Source organism: Microbacterium sp. CH12i, from assembly GCF_000685355.1.
Lineage (GTDB): Bacteria > Actinomycetota > Actinomycetes > Actinomycetales > Microbacteriaceae > Microbacterium.
Map to the genome: position 1 here is coordinate 240,876 of NZ_JHET01000002.1, position 17,949 is coordinate 258,824.

Sequence of the window (17,949 nt, forward strand, 5' to 3'; positions counted from 1 at the left end):
ACTCGAAAGGGCCCTCGAACTCTCGAACGGTGAAATGTCGAAGCGCTGGGGACGCTGAATACGACGCCACTGGGGATGGCTTACACCGAATACTCCGAGAGCTCCTTCAATGGTATCCCAAAGGAGCGAAGGTGTCTGCCCCATTCGCCACTACTCCAGCAGAATCTGCTGGGTCGCTCGTGCCTCGAACCCGCCGATTGCGACGGCGACATGGTATGAAGCGCCGCCACCCGCAGCGCGCGGTCGGTTCTCGTCAGCACAGGTGTTCACATCGGAGCGCGTGCGGTCCCATACGACGGGCGCGGCGCTTGACACCGTCTGTCCCGCGGCAAGTGTGACGACCATGCTGCTCGGATCTTGTTGGCAGTCGGTGGAACGCCACCAGACATCGTCGCCGCTGGAAACGGTGAACACCTGAGTGGCCGAGCCGACGTCAATTGTGCAGTCCGCAGAGCCCGTGTTCGTCAGCGCGATCGAAAGCTGGGGCAGTGAGCCGGCCGGATAGGTGTCGGCATCGGTGACGGCCTCCACCAGAACATCGACGGCCCGGCACGGAATAACAGCCGCCGTCTCGGTGGTGCTCGGCTCTGGCGACGACGACGGCGTCTCGGTGTTGGTGACTTCAGGAGTCGGGGTCTCTGCCGACGCTGACGGCGAGGGTGTCGCAGTGAGCTTTGTCGCGGCATCCGCCCAGGGCTGTGCGACGACGAGCCAGACGCCGACAATGAGAGCGGCGATCAGCACAATCACGGCGCCGAACACGACGAGCCTGCGTCGCCGGTAGACGGCGGCGGTACGACGACGGCGGGCCATCAGAGGTTCTTCAGCATGCGAGTGTTGCCGAGCGTGTTCGGCTTCACGTGCGCGAGGTCGAGGAACTCGGCGACGCCTCATCGGGGCTACGCAGCAGTTGCGAGTAGACGTCCGGGTCGACGACCTGCTCACCGATCGTCGAGAACCCGCGGCGGGTGAAGAAGTCCATCTCGAACGTGAGGCAGAACAGTCTTTGCAGGCCCAGCTCGCCGGCGCGAACCTCAAGCGCTTCGACGATCGCCTGACCGACGCCACGGCGCAGCCAGTCATCGCGCACGATCAGGGTGCGCACCTCGCCGAGGTCTTCCCACATCACGTGCAGGGCGCCACAGCCGATCAGCACGCCGTCGGATTCGGCGACGGTGAACTCCTGCACCGCGCCGTAAAGCACGGCGAGGTCTTTGCCGAGGAGGATTCGTCGCTCAACCAGCGGCTCCAACAGTTTGTGAATGCCGATGATGTCGGCGCTGCGCGCCGGGCGGACGATGTACTCACTCACAGGTCCAGCCTAGAACTCCGCGTCACCGTTTCCCTGTCACGCACCCGAGAACGACGAAACGGCGGATGCCGAAGCATCCGCCGTTTCGCATTCAGAGTTACTCGCCCGACGACGCCGCCAGGTCGGGGGTCGCAGTGATCGCGCCGCCGGTGGTGTCGACGCCGACCGCGACCTTCTCACCGCGAGGAGCAGTCTCGAACAGGAACTTGGTGCCCTCAGCATCCACCTTCACGTGGTCACCGGGGTTGAGTTCGCCGTGCAGGATCTTCTCCGACAGCTGGTCTTCGATCTCGCGCTGCATCGCACGACGCAACGGCCGAGCGCCGAGCGCGGGGTCGAAGCCGATCTCGATGAGGCGTTCCTTCGCCGCCTGCGACAGCTCAATTGTCATGTCACGGTCGAGCAGACGGTCACTCAGACGCTTGACGAACAGATCAACGATCTGCACCAGCTCGACCTTCGACAGCTGCGGGAAGACGATGACGTCATCGACACGGTTGAGGAACTCGGGCTTGAAGTGCCGCTTGAGCTCTTCGTCGACCTTGCCCTTCATCCGCTCGTAGCTGGTCTGCGCGTTGCCCTCGATCTGGAAGCCGACCGGCCCCCCAGCGATCGCAGACGATCCAAGGTTCGTGGTCATGATGATGACCGTATTCTTGAAATCAACGACCCGACCCTGACCGTCGGTGAGACGACCCTCTTCGAGGATCTGCAACAGCGAGTTGAAGATGTCGGGGTGCGCCTTCTCGATCTCGTCGAAGAGAACAACGGAGAACGGCTTGCGGCGCACCTTTTCGGTGAGCTGACCGCCCTCTTCGAATCCAACGAATCCGGGAGGAGCACCGAAGAGCCTCGAAACCGTGTGCTTCTCGCCGAACTCGCTCATGTCGAGCGAAATGAGGGCGTTCTCGTCGTCGAACAGGAACTCGGCGAGAGCCTTGGCGAGCTCGGTCTTTCCGACACCCGTAGGGCCGGCGAAAATGAACGAGCCCGAAGGACGCTTCGGGTCCTTGAGGCCGGCGCGCTGGCGACGGATCGTGCGGGAGAGAGCCGCGATGGCCTCTTCCTGACCGACGACGCGCTGGTGAAGTGCCTTCTCCATGAAGACGAGTCGGCTCGACTCTTCTTCGGTGAGCTTGAACACGGGGATGCCGGTGGCCTGAGCGAGCACCTCGGCGATCAGACCCTCGTCGACGACCGCTGCGGTCGCGACGTCGCCCGAACGCCACTGCTTCTCGAGACGGAGTCGCTCAGCGAGCAGGCTCTTCTCTTCGTCGCGCAGGGATGCAGCCTTCTCGAAGTCTTGCTCTTCGGAAGCTTCTTCCTTCTGCGCGCGCACTGCGGCGATCTTGTCGTCGAACTCACGCAGCTCGGGCGGGCTCGACAGGATCGACAGGCGCAGGCGTGCGCCGGCCTCATCGATCAGGTCGATGGCCTTGTCCGGCAGGAAACGGTCTGCGACATAACGGTCAGCGAGGTTGGATGCCGCGACAATCGCGCCGTCCGTGATCTGCACCTTGTGGTGCGCCTCGTAGCGATCGCGCAGCCCCTTGAGGATGTTGATCGTGTGCGCGAGGCTCGGCTCGGCAACCTGGATCGACTGGAAGCGGCGCTCAAGCGCAGCATCCTTCTCGAAGTGCTTGCGGTACTCGTCAAGCGTGGTCGCACCGATCGTCTGCAGCTCGCCGCGAGCAAGCAGCGGCTTGAGGATGCTGGCCGCATCGATCGCGCCCTCGGCAGCACCCGCACCCACAAGGGTGTGGATCTCGTCGATGAAGACGATGATGTCGCCGCGGGTGCGGATCTCTTTGGTGACCTTCTTCAGTCGCTCTTCGAAGTCACCGCGGTAGCGGGAACCAGCGATGAGCGATCCGAGGTCAAGCGAGTAGACCTGCTTGTCCTTCAGAGTCTCAGGAACATCGCCCTTGACGATCGCCTGGGCGAGGCCCTCGACGACGGCGGTCTTGCCGACGCCGGGCTCACCGATCAGGACCGGGTTGTTTTTGGAGCGGCGGGACAGGATCTGCATGACCCGCTCGATCTCTTTCTCGCGCCCGATGACCGGGTCGAGCTTGTTGTCGCGCGCGGCCTGCGTGAGGTTGCGACCGAACTGGTCGAGCACGGCGGAGCCGCCCTGCGCGGCCTGCGCGTTGTCGTGCGTCTGGGCGCCGACGGATGCCGTCTCGCGACCGGGTGCACCGGAGAGCAGCTGGATGACCTGCTGGCGGACCTTGTTCAGGTCGGCGCCGAGCTTCACGAGCACCTGTGCTGCGACACCCTCACCCTCGCGGATGAGGCCGAGCAGAATGTGCTCGGTGCCGATGTAGTTGTGGCCGAGCTGCAGCGCCTCGCGGAGGCTCAACTCAAGCACCTTCTTCGCGCGGGGCGTGAAGGGGATGTGGCCGGTCGGCTGCTGCTGCCCCTGGCCGATGATGTCTTGTACCTGCTCGCGCACGGCATCGAGGGAGATGCCGAGAGACTCTAGCGCCTTGGCTGCGACTCCCTCACCCTCGTGGATGAGGCCGAGCAGAATGTGCTCTGTGCCGATGTAGTTGTGGTTGAGCATCTTCGCCTCTTCTTGGGCGAGGACGACGACCCGACGAGCTCGGTCGGTAAATCTCTCAAACATGCTGACTCCTTATCGCACGGGGCGAAGACGCTACGGCGCCTGTACATCGAGAATAACTACCGCACGGGCGGGGTATGCCCGTGTTCGCCGTCGGCATAGCTTGCGGCCCCGCTTGACGGCCGGATGCTGAGGTCCTGGTTGACCCGCTTATCGAGATTCGTTATGTTAACGACAAGCGATAACAACGAATATCGATAACCGGAGGATGGCATGACGGAGCACACTCATACGAAACGCGGGGTGAAACTCGCCGAGAAGGCGATCCTTGGCTTTATCGCCGGGGCTGCTGCGGCGATCGCGATCGTCGACCTCGTTGCGCTTGTCGTCCGCGTCAGCACAATCGCCACTTCCGAGGAGGTTACGGTTTATGGCATTCCGCTGATGGACTTCTCGGCCGATCGGGTCGCGGCGGCGTCTCCTCAGGTGTCCAGCGCCTACTTCGAGAGCCTGACTCTCACGGCCTCGGGGCTAGGTGGATCGGTGCGCGGGTTGCTGATCACCGCCGCTATCCTCAGCGCGCTGGTTGCGATAGGCGTCTGCGCCGTCGTCGCCTGGCTGTGCCTGCGCGTCTTCATCGGCCGCCCGTTCGTGCGTTCTGCGACGTGGGGTATTGGCATCGCGTCGATCCTGGTGGTCGCGGGCGGGCTCGGTGGCTTGCTCTTCAACACCATCGCGAATGCCGAGATCGCCGAAACGCTCGGGCTGTCGGATGCCGGTTTGCCTGTGTTCCTCGCGGTGCTCGATTTCACGCCGCTCGGGTGGGGTCTGGCGCTTGCTGTTGTCGCCGGCGCTTTCGAGATCGGTCAACGGATGCAGCGCGACACGGAAGGCTGGTGTGATCATGGCTAAGGATGCTCAGGCTCTCGCGCGGAGCGACCGGAACGACCTCGGCACCGCCGTCGTTGTTGCGGCTTTCGCGGTCGGATTTCTCATCTATAACGGCATCCGTCAGATCGCGATGCTGTTTTCGACTCCGGGTGCAATCACGGTCGAGACGCCGCTCACTGCGCAGCCGTTCACCGCGAATATCGGCGCCGGGGCCTCGGCCACGGCTCACGCAGCCACGTTAATGGTGTCGGATGTGAGTGCCATCGGCGTCATCTTTCTCGTTCTCGGGATCGTGCTGAGCACAGTGGGGCTGATCGTCGCGGCTGTGCTCGGCGCTGTCCTCTGTCGCCGGTTGCTCCGCGGGCATGTCTTCGATGCGACCAACACGCGCCTGACGTTTGCGATCTCACTCGTACTGCTCATCGGGCCTCTGGGCAATGTCTGGTTCACGAACATGGGACTCAATGGGGTGTTTGCTGCTGCTGGCGGGGAGTTCGAGAGCCATCCTCAGCTACTTTTGGACGCTGTGCCGCTGTTTGTCGCGTCGATTGCTGTGGGCGTATTGGTGATTGTGTTCCGGCGCGGCGCTGCGCTGCAGCGCGATGCGGAGGGGCTGGTATGACTCCCGCGGCCGAAGAGGAGGAGACCGGAATCCACTGTCGGCTCGATGAGTTGCTTGCCGCGCGCGCGATGACGCTCACCGAGCTGAGTGCGCGGGTCGGGGTCAGCATCGTGAACCTCTCCGTATTGAAGAACGACCGTGCACGGGCGATTCGATATTCGACTCTGCGTGCGATCTGTGACGTGCTGGAGTGTGAGGTGGGCGAGCTTCTGGTGCTCGCTCCCGGACGAGCCAGCTGAGGTATCGCAGTATCGCGGTACCTCTCGCCTATCGAGATACCCTGCAATACCTCTCGCGTATCCCGATATCTCTCGCCCATCGCGCCATCGCGATAGGGATCCCACCTCACGTGGCTGGCCTAAATCGTTTCGCAGGCAGGTCGATCCCGCCCCACGCATAGGTGAGCACGGTTCGCGGGCGCATTTCGAATGTCTCCGCCGGGCCAGAGCTCTCCCCCAACCCGTGATGCAGCTTGAAGTCGTCTTTACCGCGACGCGTGATGTTCCATTCGCCGTGGTGAAGGGTCATGTGGTGATATCGGCAGAGGAGAATTCCGCGATCGATGTCGGTGCGGCCCTGATCTCTGTCCCACTCGTCGATGTGATGCGCTTCGCAGTACGACGCGGGTCGGTCGCATCCTCGCCATCGGCATCCGCCATCCCGAATTGCGAGTGCGATGCGCTGTTTCGGGGTGAACAATCGCTGTTCTCGCCCGACATTGAGTGGATTTCCGTGAGAATCGACGGTCACCGGCACGAATCCGCTTTCGCAGATGCGTTGATCGGCGACCGACCCGGGCAGCGAGACGAGATGGTCTTCGCTGTGCGCGACCGGAGCGCGGTTGCCCTCGGCATCCACTACCTGCACGAGGCGCACTCCGGCCTGGCGAGTACCGAACACTGCTTCGGTGTCAGCAAGCATGCCCGCGCGCAGCACATCCATCATCAGGTCGTACGCGAGCTGATCATTGGTGCGAGGGTCATCGGCCAGTGACGCGGCCTGCTCTTTCTCATCAGCATCCACAAATCGCGGACCGCCTCGGCGCGGCCGCAGCGCGGCCGCCTGCAACGTCTCAATGAAGAGGTCGCCTTCGTCGTCAAAGATCCAGCTCGCACGCTTCTGCCCGTCAGCGCCACGGTAGGTGCGGAAGGAGCGCTTCTCGAACCGATCGAGGAAGCGCGCTTCCGCACCCTCGGGGTCGAGCAGATCCCGGATAGTCCGCCCTGCCTGCCAAAGCTCTTCGACCGTGCGCTCTGCTGCTTCGCTCACAAGGTGCAGGGCGGCCTGCGCCCAAGCTGCGTGAGCCTCTTCCCGCGCAGCCGCCCGCTCATCAGCATCCATCACGGCATCCGCACCATCAGCCGCCACTTCGTCCGCTTCGATTTCGGGCGGATCACCCAGCCCGCGACGGATCGCATCGAACTGCGCCGCGCTCAGGCCCCCATGCCGCAATGCATCGCGCAGCGGCTGGTACCACGGCCCAAACGAGGTATCGCCGGCGTTGCCATCCTGCGGAGACTCAACTTTCGGGCGCGCGGACTCGTCGTCGAGCAGCGCCTCGCCCACGCGCACTTTTCGGTTCGCTTCGGCTTTCGTTGAGCCGGTGGCGTTCTGTACGAAAGAGGCGGCGGACCGATGCCCGCGCGACTGCGAGAGGCCGGAGTGTCCACGATCGCGGCGAGAGCGCACGGCGACCACTCCCGCGGCAAGCAACTGAATCTGCTCGACCTGCTTCGTCAAGGCAGCAGTCTCGGCAAGAACCTTCACAACATCAGCATCCGCCATCAGCATCATCGAGGCCTGCGCCACCTCAGCGTCATCGATCTGATGCCCACACAGCGTGGGGATCAGCGCCGCGACGTCGGTGAAAGTTGCCATACTTCATACTGACAGAGGCCACAGACATTCCAGGCAGACATCTGCTTGAGTAGCGTATGATGATCTGCATGCGCACGACACTTAACCTCTCTGATGCGCTTGCACTCGAGGCGAAGGCTCGGGCTGCAAGCGAGGGCCGCACGTTCACGAGCTTCCTTGAGGATGCCCTCCGTGAACACCTTGCGCGCGAAATTCCGCAGGCTGCGCCGCAGGCTCTGCCCACTTACACACCGCAGGTTCCCGGCAGCCTCGTCGACCTTGATGACAAAGAAGCGGTGTGGGACGCACTGGATGCCAGCGCATGACGTTCATCGTCGCCGACGTGAATGTACTGGTTTACGCCTTCCGCACGGACGCCCCGGAACACGAGGTATACGCCGGATGGCTCAACAGCGCCCTGCGCACCGACAGCATCGGTGTCGCTGACACTATTCTCAGTGGATTCGTGCGCGTCGTGACACACCCGCGCATCTCCGCGGAACCGACTCCGACGAAAGCCGCCCTAGCTTTCGTCAGGCACCTGCTCAATACGCCGAGCACTGAGTGGCTGCACCAGGCGCCAGCGCCTGGGAGAAGCTCGACGTCCTCGCGTCAGACGATTCCGGGATCCGAGGAAACCTCGTCCCAGATGCCCACATCGCCGCGCTCTGCATCGCCAACGGTGCGCAGTTAGCGACGAGGGATCGTGGCTTCGCGCGGTTCCCCGGGTTGAAATTTTTCGATCCGGCGAAGGCGGATGCTGGGCGCTGAAGCGGCCTGTTACCCAACAGGTACTGGCGCACAGCGAGCCTCACTCATCAGCGCGAGCTGACTCCGCGTCCGAGACCGCTTCGGGTTCAGAGTCGGGTGCGCTCTCGGCATCGGATGCTTTCTGCTTTCGTCGCGCGGCGAACAGCGAAGCGGCCTTTCCTCGCATGCCGTCAGCCGCTCCGGCGATCGCGCTCCCGGCGCCCTTCATCGCGGTCACCGCTCGTGCCTCATCGGGGATGCCGTCGCCGTCGAGATCAAGCGACCGAAACGCATCGGCTCCACCACGGACACCGTCTCAGATTCACCCGTCGACAGCCACCACCGTGTCGTACAACCCATATCGCCTTAGCCCCTCATGCGACTCGATCCCGGTGTACGACAGAGATGCGTCCTCGTACCTACGGAATGCGAACACCGCCTGATTCATGTGGCCGGAGTTGAAGACGTCGAGCGAGACGAGCAGGTTGAAGTCCGTCACCGACAGCCCCGTGACCGCCTTAAACAATTCCGGCTCGATCTTGGTGATCACGTCGTAGAGGGTGTTCTCGCGATAGTCCGTCAGATACATGAACGCCGGGATTCGAGTGGCGAACTTGATCAGCTTCTCTTGAATCTGCTTCCGCTTCGACTTGTATTCCTTCTCCTCAGCGGTGAGCGTTTTCTTCTCACCAGGCGTGATGTCATCTCCGCGGTCCTTCTTGGTCTTCGACACCGCCTCGCTCTTGTTCACCACCGTCTCAAATACCGAAGAACCGAGCGCACGGAACCCCTCGATGTTCATGACGCTTTCATCGCAGCATCCGACGCCATGATTTTCTTGAGGGTCAGATTGTCGACGTTCACGAGCACCGCCGACTCCCACTTGCGCGCGAGGAGCGTTGCAGACGTGCCCGACATCGCGATATCGAGGATGCCGGCGGCATCGACCTGCGTCATGTTTGAACCGTCGTACGCAAGCACCGGCAGGAACGACACGAGCTCTTCGACGGCACGCTCTGGGTTCGGGTTCTCTGGCGCGAGACCGCGGCCGTACTCACTGATCTGGCGTAGAGCACGAGTCGGCGCGAAGTCGAACACGAAACAGACCGGCTTGAGAATTGCCTCCTCATGCGGGTCATTGCCGTTCGGGTTGCGGATGCTCCACGGAGACTGCACACGGAACGCCGCCTGAAAGTACGTTTCCGGAGCCTGCAGGTTCCGCAGCATCAGAATCGAGGACCACTGTGGCACCGTGACTCCGGTCGTCAGCTTTCCAACGGTCAGCGTGATCGTCTTCGTGTCGTGCCCGTTGCCGATCGCGTCGCGCACCGGCGGGAGCGCTGCGAGCCCCACGCCCACGCTCGACGCAGAGACGTTCACGACTGTGTAGTCATGCCAGAACGTGTTCTGCTGTTCGGCGAGCAAATTCTCCATCGCCGCGCAGGATGCCGTGCGCGGCAGCATCCACAGCGAATGCTGCATATAGGGCAGCAGCCGGGTGTCCGAGTACGGAAACGGCGGCCGAGTGCCAGCCTTCATCGCATCAACCTGCGTGGGCAGATATGAGCCGCGGATGATGTCGAGCCATTTCTGCACGTCGTCCTTGTGCACGAACTCTGCGTCGGCGCCGGCACCCTTCGCCTCGAAAAACGCGTTGAGATCAAACTCATCGAACTCACCCTGGTTAGCGATCGCCACGAGCTCGTCGGGCATTTGGTACGTGAGTAGCCGCATCTCGGGCAGCGATGCATACGGGTTCGGTTCGTCCGGATGCTGCGCCGCGAACTGCGCTTTCGCGCGCTGCTCGTCGGTGTAGGTCCAGTTGAAGATCTGCTCTTCGATAAAGCGACCTTCGTTCAGCACCTTAAAGGGCGTGCCAGACAGGTACAGATAAGCGGATGCCTTGATCGGCACGAACGCGTCCTCATCGCTGCCGCGCTCCTCGAGTTCTTCAGCGAAGGTTTCCTCCGCCGGAGAGAATTCGATCTTCTCTTCCTTCTTCGCGTTGTCCTCGCCCTCGAACAGCTCTTTGGCCGCGTCGCGCCATGCGCCGAAGTGGTACTCATCGAAAACGACGAGATCCCAGGTGAGCTCGGTCAACCATTTGTGTTTGGGCTTGAAGTTGTCGGCGGCATCACGCCCCATCAGGTCTTGGAAGGAGCCGAAGAAGACGAGCGGATGCTCCGGGTCAACGTTTGACGGATCGCCCTCGCTCTTGCGTGAGAGGTACTGCCAGCCCTCGAAATCGACGTGTGTTCTGAGGTCGGTGTCCCAGGCATCCTCCACCGCGGGCTTGAAGGTCATCACCAGCACGCGCTTGGCTTCAAGCTTCTTGGCTAGCTGGTACGTCGTGAAAGTCTTTCCGAAGCGCATCTTCGCGTTCCAGAGGAACTCTGGGACGGCGTCGGAGTCCTCTGCCCAGATCGAGCGGTAGTAGTCGTGGGTTTTCTCGACCGCGGCGTGCTGCTCGGCGCGCATCGGGAAGTCTGCGTGGTGCGTACCGCTGTAGCTCTTGTTCGCACGGAGCTCGGCAATCGCAGTGCGCACGTCGTCGGGTGTGCAACGCATCCACTCGCGGCTGGACTCGAAGACTACGTTCTTGAATCCTTTGGCGATCAGGCGTTCGCGAACGTCACGATCGGTGAAAGTGCTGCCGTCTTCGCGATCGGCCGGCTCGTCGATCTCGAGTGTGTAGTCGACGCGTGCTTGTCCCTGCGACTGCTTGATGCGGTCGTTCACATCGGCCTGCGCGGTCTGGCCGACCTTCAGACAGTCACGCCAGCGCTCCGCGACCTCGGTGGATGACCAGGCGTAGATGCGGAGTCGGACGTCCGGTCTGTCTTGGAAGACCTCGTCGAGCGGTTTAGGCATCGACGTCGCCCTCGACTGATCCCAGCTCATCAAGCAGCGTCCGATCGTGCGGCGCTACCTGCGACTCTACAAAGGCAACCTCGTCGGCTGTGAGGCCGTATCGCGCGTACAAGAGCTCGTCGGTCCACACACGGTCAAGAGGCACGTCGGGGACGAACGCATACACATCGCGAGTCGCGTGCTGAGTCGACTTCCGCAAAGAGACAAGAAATCGCACGAATCGAGTGCCCAGCAAGCGTGAGAATCTGTCCGCCTCGACTTCGGTTCCGAACCGGCCCGCAACCAGATATGTCTCCGTACAGGCCGTACCTGGGCCAGCGATGATGGGTCTCGACAGGAACTTCGTCTCTACTGCCGCGCTCGTACCCTGTACCGCAGTCATCAGGACTTTCCAGTCGTCGATCCAGTCGACGTTGGTGGAAATTTCTGCCCGACTGATCCAACTCACTTTTCGCGATCCAAAGAGCTTTACGGGGTCGGCAATGCCGTGACTCAACTCAGCTCCATGCACGAATGTGCGCAGCCCGAAGGGCTTGCCTGTGGAGACCCTCGCATCAAGCGTCGGCTCGCCCTTCGCACGCACTTTGTCGAGGATCGGCACCGCGTCGTTCCAACGCACAAGTACGTCATACGCGTCGAGGTAGCGCTCGACGGCATCGCCGACGGGCGCTCCGTCCCACATCGTTTGGATCCGACAGGGCCCGTTGTAGTCACGATTCCAGAGGAAGTAGGAGATGCCTCCGCGGATCTTCACTCCGGGGAACGCCTCGTACAACTTCGGATAGTCGATGATGTCCCGCATACGGTGATCTTCGAGCATCCGCTTACGGTAGGTATCGAGGCCTTTCCCACCTGCGAACCATCGCGATGGCGTAACGAATACGCCATAGCGCGGTTCGAGCTCCAACGCCTTCTCAACGAATAGTTGATAGATCGGCGCCGCAGAAGTTCCGTAGCCCCCCGTCGCTCAGCTGATACGGCGGGTTCCCAATAATCACGTCGAACTGCATGTCGGCTCCGAAAAGCTCGGCTACGCGAGCCTTGATGTTGTCTGTATGGATGAAGGCGTAGGCGTGGGTTTCGAGGAATTCATCGCGGGCGTATTCGGCTTCCGATGCTCCGCAGAAGCGACACCTCCCGGTGCCGCTCTCTTCCACCAGTTCTTCGTCGGCTGTGAGTGGATTGGAGCGCCGCACCTTCTTGCGCCCCACCCAGGTATGCTCGGTCCGCTCGAACCAGATGTTGCCCCAGTCACGATCGAAGCTCTTCGCGATCGAGTGCTCACCCGTCGCATCCTTCGAGCAGTAGACGCTCCGCCGTGCGAGCAACGATGTGAGCTGGGTGATCCCGATCCCGAAGATCTGCTTCGTGAGGATGTGATCGACGCGCTCGTCAAGGTCGGGGATCTGCGTCGAAAGCCCCTCGGTCAGCCGCCGGGTGATCTCGCGCAGGAACACACCAGACTTCGTAAACGGGTCAAGGAATGTCACGGTCGAATCCGACCAGATGGACTCGCCACCATTCGATTCGGCCCAGGCCTGCTCGAGCGTGTCGAGCATCTGGTTCGCGAATTCCGGCGGTGTGAACACCTCGTCGTTCGAGAGATTCGCGATGCAGGTGAGCACATCGGGGTTGTGGCCTTGGAGAGTGAAGGACGCTTGGAGGCTCATGACTCTTCGACCTCATCGGCAGTTTCAGTCACTGCTTCCGCCTCACCGAGGCTCGCGAGATAGTCGCTGCGAACCTCGGACAGCCGTCGCCCATCTTCGACGAGCATCCAGTGCCACCAGCCGTTTCCTCCGCGACCTCGAAGCGCGCGAAGCGCCCCAGACGGGGAGTCATACGGCACTCCCTCGAAGTGCACGCGACCGTCCTGCGCAATCGCCGCCTCACGCTCAGCGTGTGCCTGCGAAGCAGCGCGCAGGCGCGTGCCCGGTTCGATCCACCCCTCAGACACCAGCTGTGCGAGGTCAACATCCGCACGGCGTTCGGCCATCCGCCGCTCTCCCCCGCCGTAGCTGGTGTGGCCTGCGGGGACCGGCCAGATCATCACGATGCTCTCGATCAAACGCTCGGTTCGCGCCGCTATCTGGCGTTCACTCCAGGTGTCTTCGCCGGCAAGGGCGAGGGCTTCCCCGGTGAGCAGCACATCGTTGATTCCGCGGAAGTGGGCACGCTTCACCTCCCACGCACCGTTCGAGACTTTGCTGTTCAGCGCCTGCGTCACGAGCGTGAGATTGCCCAGACGCTGAACCGCCTGGTCACGCTCCGCACTCTCCTCTGCGGACTCGATCGCCCAGTTCCGCTGCCATGACTGCGGCATCAGGTGCTCGATCGTCGCCTTGCCTCGGGTGATCGGCGACATCGCCAGACGACCACCATCGGGGTAACCCCGCTTGTGGTCTTCAATCGCCTCGAGCACCATGCGCAGTCGGCCCCGACGGAAGTTCCAGTACGCCGGTTCAAGCAGCAGGGCGTCACGCACTTCTGCATCACCAGGCCAGTAGCCGACCACAGTCTGGTTGCCAGCGAGATAGCGCTCCGTCGCCTCCGGCAAAGACTCTTTCGTCTGCTCGCTCAGATAGCGCATCAGATCGAGCGTGAATCGGTTCGCTCCCTGCGAAGTCACCTTCACCAGTGCACGTCGTACGAGCCAGCTCTCCACCATCGCTAGAACGCGTTCGCGCGCTTCGTCGGGCACAGCATCCTGCTCGGGCTCCCCCAGCCAGATCACCAGCGGGCGAACGATATCGGAATCCAAGGCCGCTACCCGATAGCTGAACAGCTCGACTCTGCTGAGAGGCCCGTCCGGGCGCTCAGCGCCTTCGATGATCGACCGGTAACGATCGGCCGCCGCCTTGATCTGAGGAAGAAGGACAGTGACGTCCTTCTCGACCGTGTTGACATAGTGCTTGAACTGCGTGAACACCTCGCGGATCGGAAAGTCGTCGAGTGTGCGCGCCATGAGCCACTGCCAGAGGAACAACGACGAACGCGGGTTCTTGATGCGACCGGACGTGACCTCCCGTTCCCACCACGGCGTCTCGAACTCCGCCCAGTTTGCGAAGTACAGGCGCTCGGCATCCCTCGCCGAAACCTGCTGGAAGACGAAGTTCTTGATGAGGTCGGCCGCGGAAAGCGGCGTACCCCGGGCGTTCAACGTCTCGAAGATCGCTTGAGCGTCTTCATTGGCGTCGAGGCTGATGCTCGCGATCTCCAACCGGTCGGTGACCGTCGCGACGAGCACACGCGCGCGCTTCTCAGCACCCTCATCTTCGCCGAGCCACTCCGCGATCGAATCCGCGAAGAATCGGTGTGCGTCGCGCAGTCGGGATGCCTCGACCGCAGAGTAATCGACAGGTGTCGGCGCTGACATGACCTGGGAGAAGCCATCACGGTCACGGTTGGTCGGCCACAGCTTGAAACGGTCCTCCTCTGCCTCGCAGTGCTCAGGAGGATTCTCGATGAGCGAGTGCACCCGGCTCGCCAGTCCCGTCCAGCCGCGACGTTCGAGCTCGGAGTGCAGGGCATCCAGCAGCAGCTGCAACGTAGTCAGCCGCTGCTGCCCATCGATCACGTTCCACGCGGGCAGGCTGCCAAGAGCAACAGGCACCTGCTGGATGACGATCGCTCCGAGGAAGTGGCTCGCTGCCGCATCATGCTTCTCGATGACTTCGATCAGGCGAACGATGTCCTGCCACAGCGGCTCCCACTGTGTTTCCTTCGACCACACATAGGGCCGCTGGAACAGCGGCACAACGAGCCGAACAGGGTTGAAGAACACCCCTTGCGGTTTGACGACGTCCGTTTTCATGCCGCGATCTCCTTCACGGTCATCACCGGATACGTACGCACCGGTGTGAAGATCTCGTGCTCCTCGAAGTGCGCGAATAGCCCCTCAGACGCGGACGCGCGCTGCGTGAGGCTGTCGTAGCGGAAGTCGCGACGCTGGTATTTTCCGCGTCCGAGATACCCCCATTCGGGGAACGTGATCGGCTCACCGTCGGCCATTGTCATCGCCAGCGCATCGCCCTGCACGATGTTGACGGCGAGCACCGCCGTGGCCGCCTTTACCCACTCGTTGTCACCATCCACGCTGAGATACCGGGTGAAAGTACCCGCGAGATTTTCGCGACACTCGACCGCGTTATCCTCGAGCAGCTCGATGCCGTAGATGCACATAAGCCCGAACAATGCATAGTGCCGCTTCTCGAATTCGCTGCGACCATGCTTCGCCTGCACGGCCGCGAGTTTTCGCTCTAGCACTGGCACAACAAAATTGCCCGACCCGCAGGCAGGCTCGAGGAACCGCGAGTCAATGCGCTCGCTCTCCCCCTTGACGAGATCGAGCATGTCGTCGACCAGCCAACGCGGGGTAAAAACTTCACCATGGTCGGCGACCCGCTGCCGCGACTTCACCAGGCGCTCAGGCTCGACAGCATCCGGGGTTCTACTCACACGCATGAGTGTACAAGTACCCGGCGACATGCACCCTGGTGCGATTCACCGGGGTTGATCACGCTTGGTGAGTGCCCCGAATCCCCTCCGCCGCAGCCGCCCACATCGGGGCGAGAATCGCCGCCGAACGGAAGCGTCGGGGACTCACTCAAGACCAGCTCGCGGTCCTCAGCGACATCGACTCGTCGAACATCCGCAGCTACGAATCCGGGCGCGCGATGCTCAGCGTCCAAACGCTCGTGCGCATCGCCGAGGCGCTGAAGGCCGAGCCGGGCGAGTTCCTCGAAGGACTGACGACGTCGATGTTCCAGAGCACCGCAACCGAGCCCCCGGCCACACGCCGCTCGCCTAGCGCGCACCGACAGGCGAGCTAACCCCGCTCCGCAAGCGAACGCAGCGCATGGGGATCTCTCCCCATCCGCACGCACCTGTCCGAAACCTATGAGCCCGTACGCTTGTTCCTATGAACCGGAACCTGCGCACACGTCCCTCCCGCCTCCTCCTGGCGTTGCCGGTCGTAGCCATCGCGTTCTCACTCGCGGCGTGCTCGGGGGGCGCGCAGCGTCCGTCCGTCGATCAGCTCAGCGACGGCCTCACCACGATCCTCGAAGAAGGCGGACAGGGCGGCATCCTGACCGACGACCAGATTGACTGCGTCGCCGAGAAGTTCCTCGATTCGAAGGTCTCCGATGAAGACCTCTCGAACCTCGCCGCTGGCAAAGATGAGCAGACTTCGCAGGAATCCAAGGCGCTTGTCACCGACACGATGTCGAGCGCCGCCGCGGAGTGCGTCTCCTAATCACCCAGCGCCGGCGACACGCAAGCTAGCGAGAACTCACGCCCGAGACTGCGGCCTGGTCGCACCGCGCGTGTCGAGCGCGAGCTCTTCGGCGTCGATCGCTGTCATGAGCTCGCGCATCAGCTCTTCGTCCAAGTTGTCGGCGTCGCGCTCGGCGAGCAGAATCTCGCGTCGCACGTGCAGCCAGCCCTTCGACAGCAAGACGAGGTCTTCGTACGAGGGCCGCGGGACGGAATCTTCGACCTCTTGCGCTTTGTCGGTGTCAGTCTCGACCCTCGTCATCCGCTTGGTGAAAGCGTCGAACGCCTCCATCTCGACCGGTCCGTACTTCTTCGCCCACTCCTCGCGCTGCTCCGACAGAAAGGCCTTACCTGCTTCGCGGCTGCGCTTGCGAACGGCGGCAATGGCCTCGGCATCCTCATTATGATCCACATCACTCGCGATCCCGAGCCGACGAATCAACCGCGGCAGAGTGAGCCCCTGCAACATCAGCGTGGCGACAGTCACGACGAACGCGACCACCACGATCGCATGCGAGGCATCGGCGTCGAGCGCCGCGAGGTCGGCCGCGGCGAGCGCGGTCGCCAGCGTCACAACCCCACGCATCCCCGCCCACGAGATGACCGCGTTGTCCCGCCAATCAAGATCAGGCTCGGTCAGGCGCTTTTTCATCTCTGCTTCAGTGCGCGGCTGGCGCCTTGACCGCTGCTGTTGATCCGACGACTCGCGTTGATTCGCCTGCTGCTCACGCCGCTCACTGAACCGCCCGCTCGTGACCACACGCTCCCACCGGCGCATGCGCTGACGCTCCTGGAACTTCGCCCACGCGTGCGCCGGATAGACATAGAGCGGCCTCACGACGAGCACGACCAGCAGCACCGCACCGGCGAGCAACAGGAGCTGCTCCGTCGATTCCAGGCTGAGATCGCTGAGCACCCGCCGGAACTGCAGCCCGATATACGCGAATACGAAACTCTCAAGAAGCAAGTCAGCCGACAGCCACAGCGGCACCTCTTGCTGGCGGGTCGTGTAGTCGGTGCGCGGAGCGTTGAAGCCGACGTACAGCCCCATCGCGACGACGGCGAGCACACCAGAGCCACCAAGGTGCTCGGCAATCGCATAAGCCCCGAACGGCACCAGCAGCCCGAACGTGCCGATGACGACGGGATCTGTGACGCGCATGCGCAGCTGGTGCAGGACGATGCCGAACACCAGTCCCACCACGACGCCGACGACGACCGCGAGAACAAACTGCCAGATGCCGTTCCACACTGTCAGCGCCGCCCCGGCGATGATCGCCGCGAACACGCGATAGAGCGTCAGCGAGGTCGCATCATTGATGAGGCTCTCACCAGAAAGCACGGTCATGATTCGTCGCGGAAGCCCGAGCTTTCGACCGATAGCAGCGGCGGACACAGCATCCGGCGGAGCGACGATCGCTCCGAGCAGCAATGCTCCCGGCAGTGTGAGCTCTGGCATAATCCACCAGGCGATCAGCCCCACCGCGGCCGCTGTGAGCAACACCAACCAGATACCCAACCGGCGAATCTGCGGCAAGCTGCGCTTGAACCCGACGAACGAGACGTTCAATGCCGCGGAATACAGCAACGGCGGCAGCACGAGGTTGAGAAGCACGTGCCCGTCGATCTGTAGCTCGGGCACGAAAGGGAGGAAGGATGCCGCGAGCGCGACAACCGTGACGAGCAGAGGTGCGGGCCACCCACGCCACCGTGCAATGGCTGCCACAATGACAGCTCCGACAAGCACGTAGAACAGGGCGGCATCCATTCCGTCAGAGTAACGGGGTCAAACAATGCGCCGGC

The 17,949-nt window shown here is 62.6% G+C and carries 18 protein-coding genes and 2 pseudogenes; 7 read left to right on the top strand and 13 right to left on the bottom strand.

Annotation, left to right across the window (positions count from 1 at the left end; genetic code table 11):
• Positions 1-150: 150 nt before the first annotated feature.
• From DC31_RS02975 to DC31_RS02985, 3 genes and pseudogenes are all read right to left on the bottom strand, one after another.
• A complete protein-coding gene (locus DC31_RS02975; RefSeq protein WP_051606347.1) occupies positions 151-813 on the bottom strand; it encodes a hypothetical protein in 663 nt (220 codons plus the stop codon).
• Positions 813-1,312: pseudogene (locus tag DC31_RS02980) on the bottom strand (amino-acid N-acetyltransferase). Before DC31_RS02980 ends, DC31_RS02975 begins: the two are co-directional and overlap by 1 nt.
• A gap of 97 nt (positions 1,313-1,409) precedes the next feature.
• Positions 1,410-3,941: an ATP-dependent Clp protease ATP-binding subunit gene (locus tag DC31_RS02985; protein ID WP_036276779.1), complete on the bottom strand. Its 2,532-nt coding sequence runs from the start codon at positions 3,939-3,941 to the stop codon at positions 1,410-1,412.
• A gap of 210 nt (positions 3,942-4,151) precedes the next feature.
• Here DC31_RS02985 and DC31_RS02990 point away from each other — a divergent pair, with 210 nt between their 5' ends.
• Genes DC31_RS02990 through DC31_RS03000 form a run of 3 tightly spaced genes read left to right on the top strand, consistent with a single transcriptional unit; the run spans position 4,152 to position 5,630 of the window.
• Entirely contained in the window at positions 4,152-4,790 is a 639-nt protein-coding gene (locus tag DC31_RS02990) for a hypothetical protein (RefSeq protein WP_036276782.1), read from the top strand.
• Positions 4,783-5,391, top strand: coding sequence for a hypothetical protein (locus tag DC31_RS02995; protein WP_152545320.1), 609 nt, complete (start codon positions 4,783-4,785; stop codon positions 5,389-5,391). Before DC31_RS02990 ends, DC31_RS02995 begins: the two co-directional genes overlap by 8 nt.
• Positions 5,388-5,630, top strand: coding sequence for a helix-turn-helix domain-containing protein (locus tag DC31_RS03000; protein WP_036276788.1), 243 nt, complete (start codon positions 5,388-5,390; stop codon positions 5,628-5,630). Before DC31_RS02995 ends, DC31_RS03000 begins: the two co-directional genes overlap by 4 nt.
• Positions 5,631-5,736: 106 nt before the next feature.
• On the opposite strand, the gene DC31_RS03005 is transcribed toward DC31_RS03000, so the two are convergent.
• Complete coding sequence (locus DC31_RS03005) at positions 5,737-7,269, bottom strand: HNH endonuclease signature motif containing protein (RefSeq protein WP_036276791.1); 1,533 nt, start codon at positions 7,267-7,269, stop codon at positions 5,737-5,739.
• 68 nt (positions 7,270-7,337) lie between these two features.
• Between DC31_RS03005 and DC31_RS03010 the strand changes: the two genes are divergently transcribed.
• Positions 7,338-7,574, top strand: a complete 237-nt coding sequence (locus DC31_RS03010) for a hypothetical protein (RefSeq protein WP_036276950.1) — start codon at positions 7,338-7,340, stop codon at positions 7,572-7,574.
• A gap of 238 nt (positions 7,575-7,812) precedes the next feature.
• Positions 7,813-8,019, top strand: coding sequence for a PIN domain-containing protein (locus DC31_RS18625; protein ID WP_200872857.1), 207 nt, complete (start codon positions 7,813-7,815; stop codon positions 8,017-8,019).
• A gap of 40 nt (positions 8,020-8,059) precedes the next feature.
• Here DC31_RS18625 and DC31_RS18365 read toward each other — a convergent pair whose 3' ends face one another.
• From DC31_RS18365 to DC31_RS03035, 8 genes and pseudogenes are all read right to left on the bottom strand, one after another.
• Positions 8,060-8,236: a hypothetical protein gene (locus tag DC31_RS18365; protein ID WP_160173195.1), complete on the bottom strand. Its 177-nt coding sequence runs from the start codon at positions 8,234-8,236 to the stop codon at positions 8,060-8,062.
• An 84-nt stretch (positions 8,237-8,320) separates the two neighbouring features.
• Positions 8,321-8,800: a hypothetical protein gene (locus DC31_RS19075; protein ID WP_235201290.1), complete on the bottom strand. Its 480-nt coding sequence runs from the start codon at positions 8,798-8,800 to the stop codon at positions 8,321-8,323.
• Positions 8,797-10,869, bottom strand: coding sequence for a GIY-YIG nuclease family protein (locus DC31_RS03020; protein WP_235201291.1), 2,073 nt, complete (start codon positions 10,867-10,869; stop codon positions 8,797-8,799). Before DC31_RS03020 ends, DC31_RS19075 begins: the two co-directional genes overlap by 4 nt.
• Positions 10,862-11,689, bottom strand: coding sequence for an Eco57I restriction-modification methylase domain-containing protein (locus tag DC31_RS19080; protein ID WP_235201306.1), 828 nt, complete (start codon positions 11,687-11,689; stop codon positions 10,862-10,864). The genes DC31_RS03020 and DC31_RS19080 overlap by 8 nt, the downstream gene beginning before the upstream one ends.
• Positions 11,690-11,776: pseudogene (locus DC31_RS20445) on the bottom strand (hypothetical protein); the annotation flags it as partial.
• 7 nt (positions 11,777-11,783) lie between these two features.
• A complete protein-coding gene (locus DC31_RS19830; protein ID WP_268748208.1) occupies positions 11,784-12,539 on the bottom strand; it encodes an Eco57I restriction-modification methylase domain-containing protein in 756 nt (251 codons plus the stop codon).
• A complete protein-coding gene (locus tag DC31_RS03030) occupies positions 12,536-14,683 on the bottom strand; it encodes a GmrSD restriction endonuclease domain-containing protein (RefSeq protein WP_036276792.1) in 2,148 nt (715 codons plus the stop codon). Before DC31_RS03030 ends, DC31_RS19830 begins: the two co-directional genes overlap by 4 nt.
• Positions 14,680-15,327, bottom strand: coding sequence for an SAM-dependent methyltransferase (locus tag DC31_RS03035; RefSeq protein WP_235201292.1), 648 nt, complete (start codon positions 15,325-15,327; stop codon positions 14,680-14,682). The genes DC31_RS03030 and DC31_RS03035 overlap by 4 nt, the downstream gene beginning before the upstream one ends.
• 71 nt (positions 15,328-15,398) lie before the next feature.
• On the opposite strand from DC31_RS03035, the gene DC31_RS16780 reads away from it, so the two are divergent.
• Together DC31_RS16780 and DC31_RS03045 are read left to right on the top strand one after the other, a co-directional pair.
• Positions 15,399-15,701, top strand: a complete 303-nt coding sequence (locus DC31_RS16780; RefSeq protein ID WP_051606349.1) for a helix-turn-helix domain-containing protein — start codon at positions 15,399-15,401, stop codon at positions 15,699-15,701.
• Between the two features lie 89 nt (positions 15,702-15,790).
• Positions 15,791-16,126: a hypothetical protein gene (locus tag DC31_RS03045; RefSeq protein WP_036276798.1), complete on the top strand. Its 336-nt coding sequence runs from the start codon at positions 15,791-15,793 to the stop codon at positions 16,124-16,126.
• A 36-nt stretch (positions 16,127-16,162) separates the two neighbouring features.
• On the opposite strand, the gene DC31_RS03050 is transcribed toward DC31_RS03045, so the two are convergent.
• Entirely contained in the window at positions 16,163-17,914 is a 1,752-nt protein-coding gene (locus tag DC31_RS03050) for a cation:proton antiporter (RefSeq protein WP_036276801.1), read from the bottom strand.
• Between the last annotated feature and the right edge of the window lie 35 nt (positions 17,915-17,949).

Bases quoted from the DNA above. Each gene is read 5' to 3' on its own strand.
- DC31_RS19830 (WP_268748208.1), bottom strand. From the start codon at position 12,539: ATGAGCCTCCAAGCGTCCTTCACTCTCCAAGGCCACAACCCCGATGTG.
- DC31_RS03005 (WP_036276791.1), bottom strand. From the start codon at position 7,269: ATGGCAACTTTCACCGACGTCGCGGCGCTGATCCCCACGCTGTGTGGG.
- DC31_RS02990 (WP_036276782.1), top strand. From the start codon at position 4,152: ATGACGGAGCACACTCATACGAAACGCGGGGTGAAACTCGCCGAGAAG.
- DC31_RS02975 (WP_051606347.1), bottom strand. From the start codon at position 813: ATGGCCCGCCGTCGTCGTACCGCCGCCGTCTACCGGCGACGCAGGCTC.
- DC31_RS03000 (WP_036276788.1), top strand. From the start codon at position 5,388: ATGACTCCCGCGGCCGAAGAGGAGGAGACCGGAATCCACTGTCGGCTC.
- DC31_RS02995 (WP_152545320.1), top strand. From the start codon at position 4,783: ATGGCTAAGGATGCTCAGGCTCTCGCGCGGAGCGACCGGAACGACCTC.
- DC31_RS02985 (WP_036276779.1), bottom strand. From the start codon at position 3,941: ATGTTTGAGAGATTTACCGACCGAGCTCGTCGGGTCGTCGTCCTCGCC.
- DC31_RS03030 (WP_036276792.1), bottom strand. From the start codon at position 14,683: ATGAAAACGGACGTCGTCAAACCGCAAGGGGTGTTCTTCAACCCTGTT.
- DC31_RS03020 (WP_235201291.1), bottom strand. From the start codon at position 10,869: ATGCCTAAACCGCTCGACGAGGTCTTCCAAGACAGACCGGACGTCCGA.
- DC31_RS03050 (WP_036276801.1), bottom strand. From the start codon at position 17,914: ATGGATGCCGCCCTGTTCTACGTGCTTGTCGGAGCTGTCATTGTGGCA.
- DC31_RS03010 (WP_036276950.1), top strand. From the start codon at position 7,338: ATGCGCACGACACTTAACCTCTCTGATGCGCTTGCACTCGAGGCGAAG.
- DC31_RS03045 (WP_036276798.1), top strand. From the start codon at position 15,791: ATGAACCGGAACCTGCGCACACGTCCCTCCCGCCTCCTCCTGGCGTTG.
- DC31_RS19075 (WP_235201290.1), bottom strand. From the start codon at position 8,800: ATGAACATCGAGGGGTTCCGTGCGCTCGGTTCTTCGGTATTTGAGACG.
- DC31_RS19080 (WP_235201306.1), bottom strand. From the start codon at position 11,689: ATGCTCGAAGATCACCGTATGCGGGACATCATCGACTATCCGAAGTTG.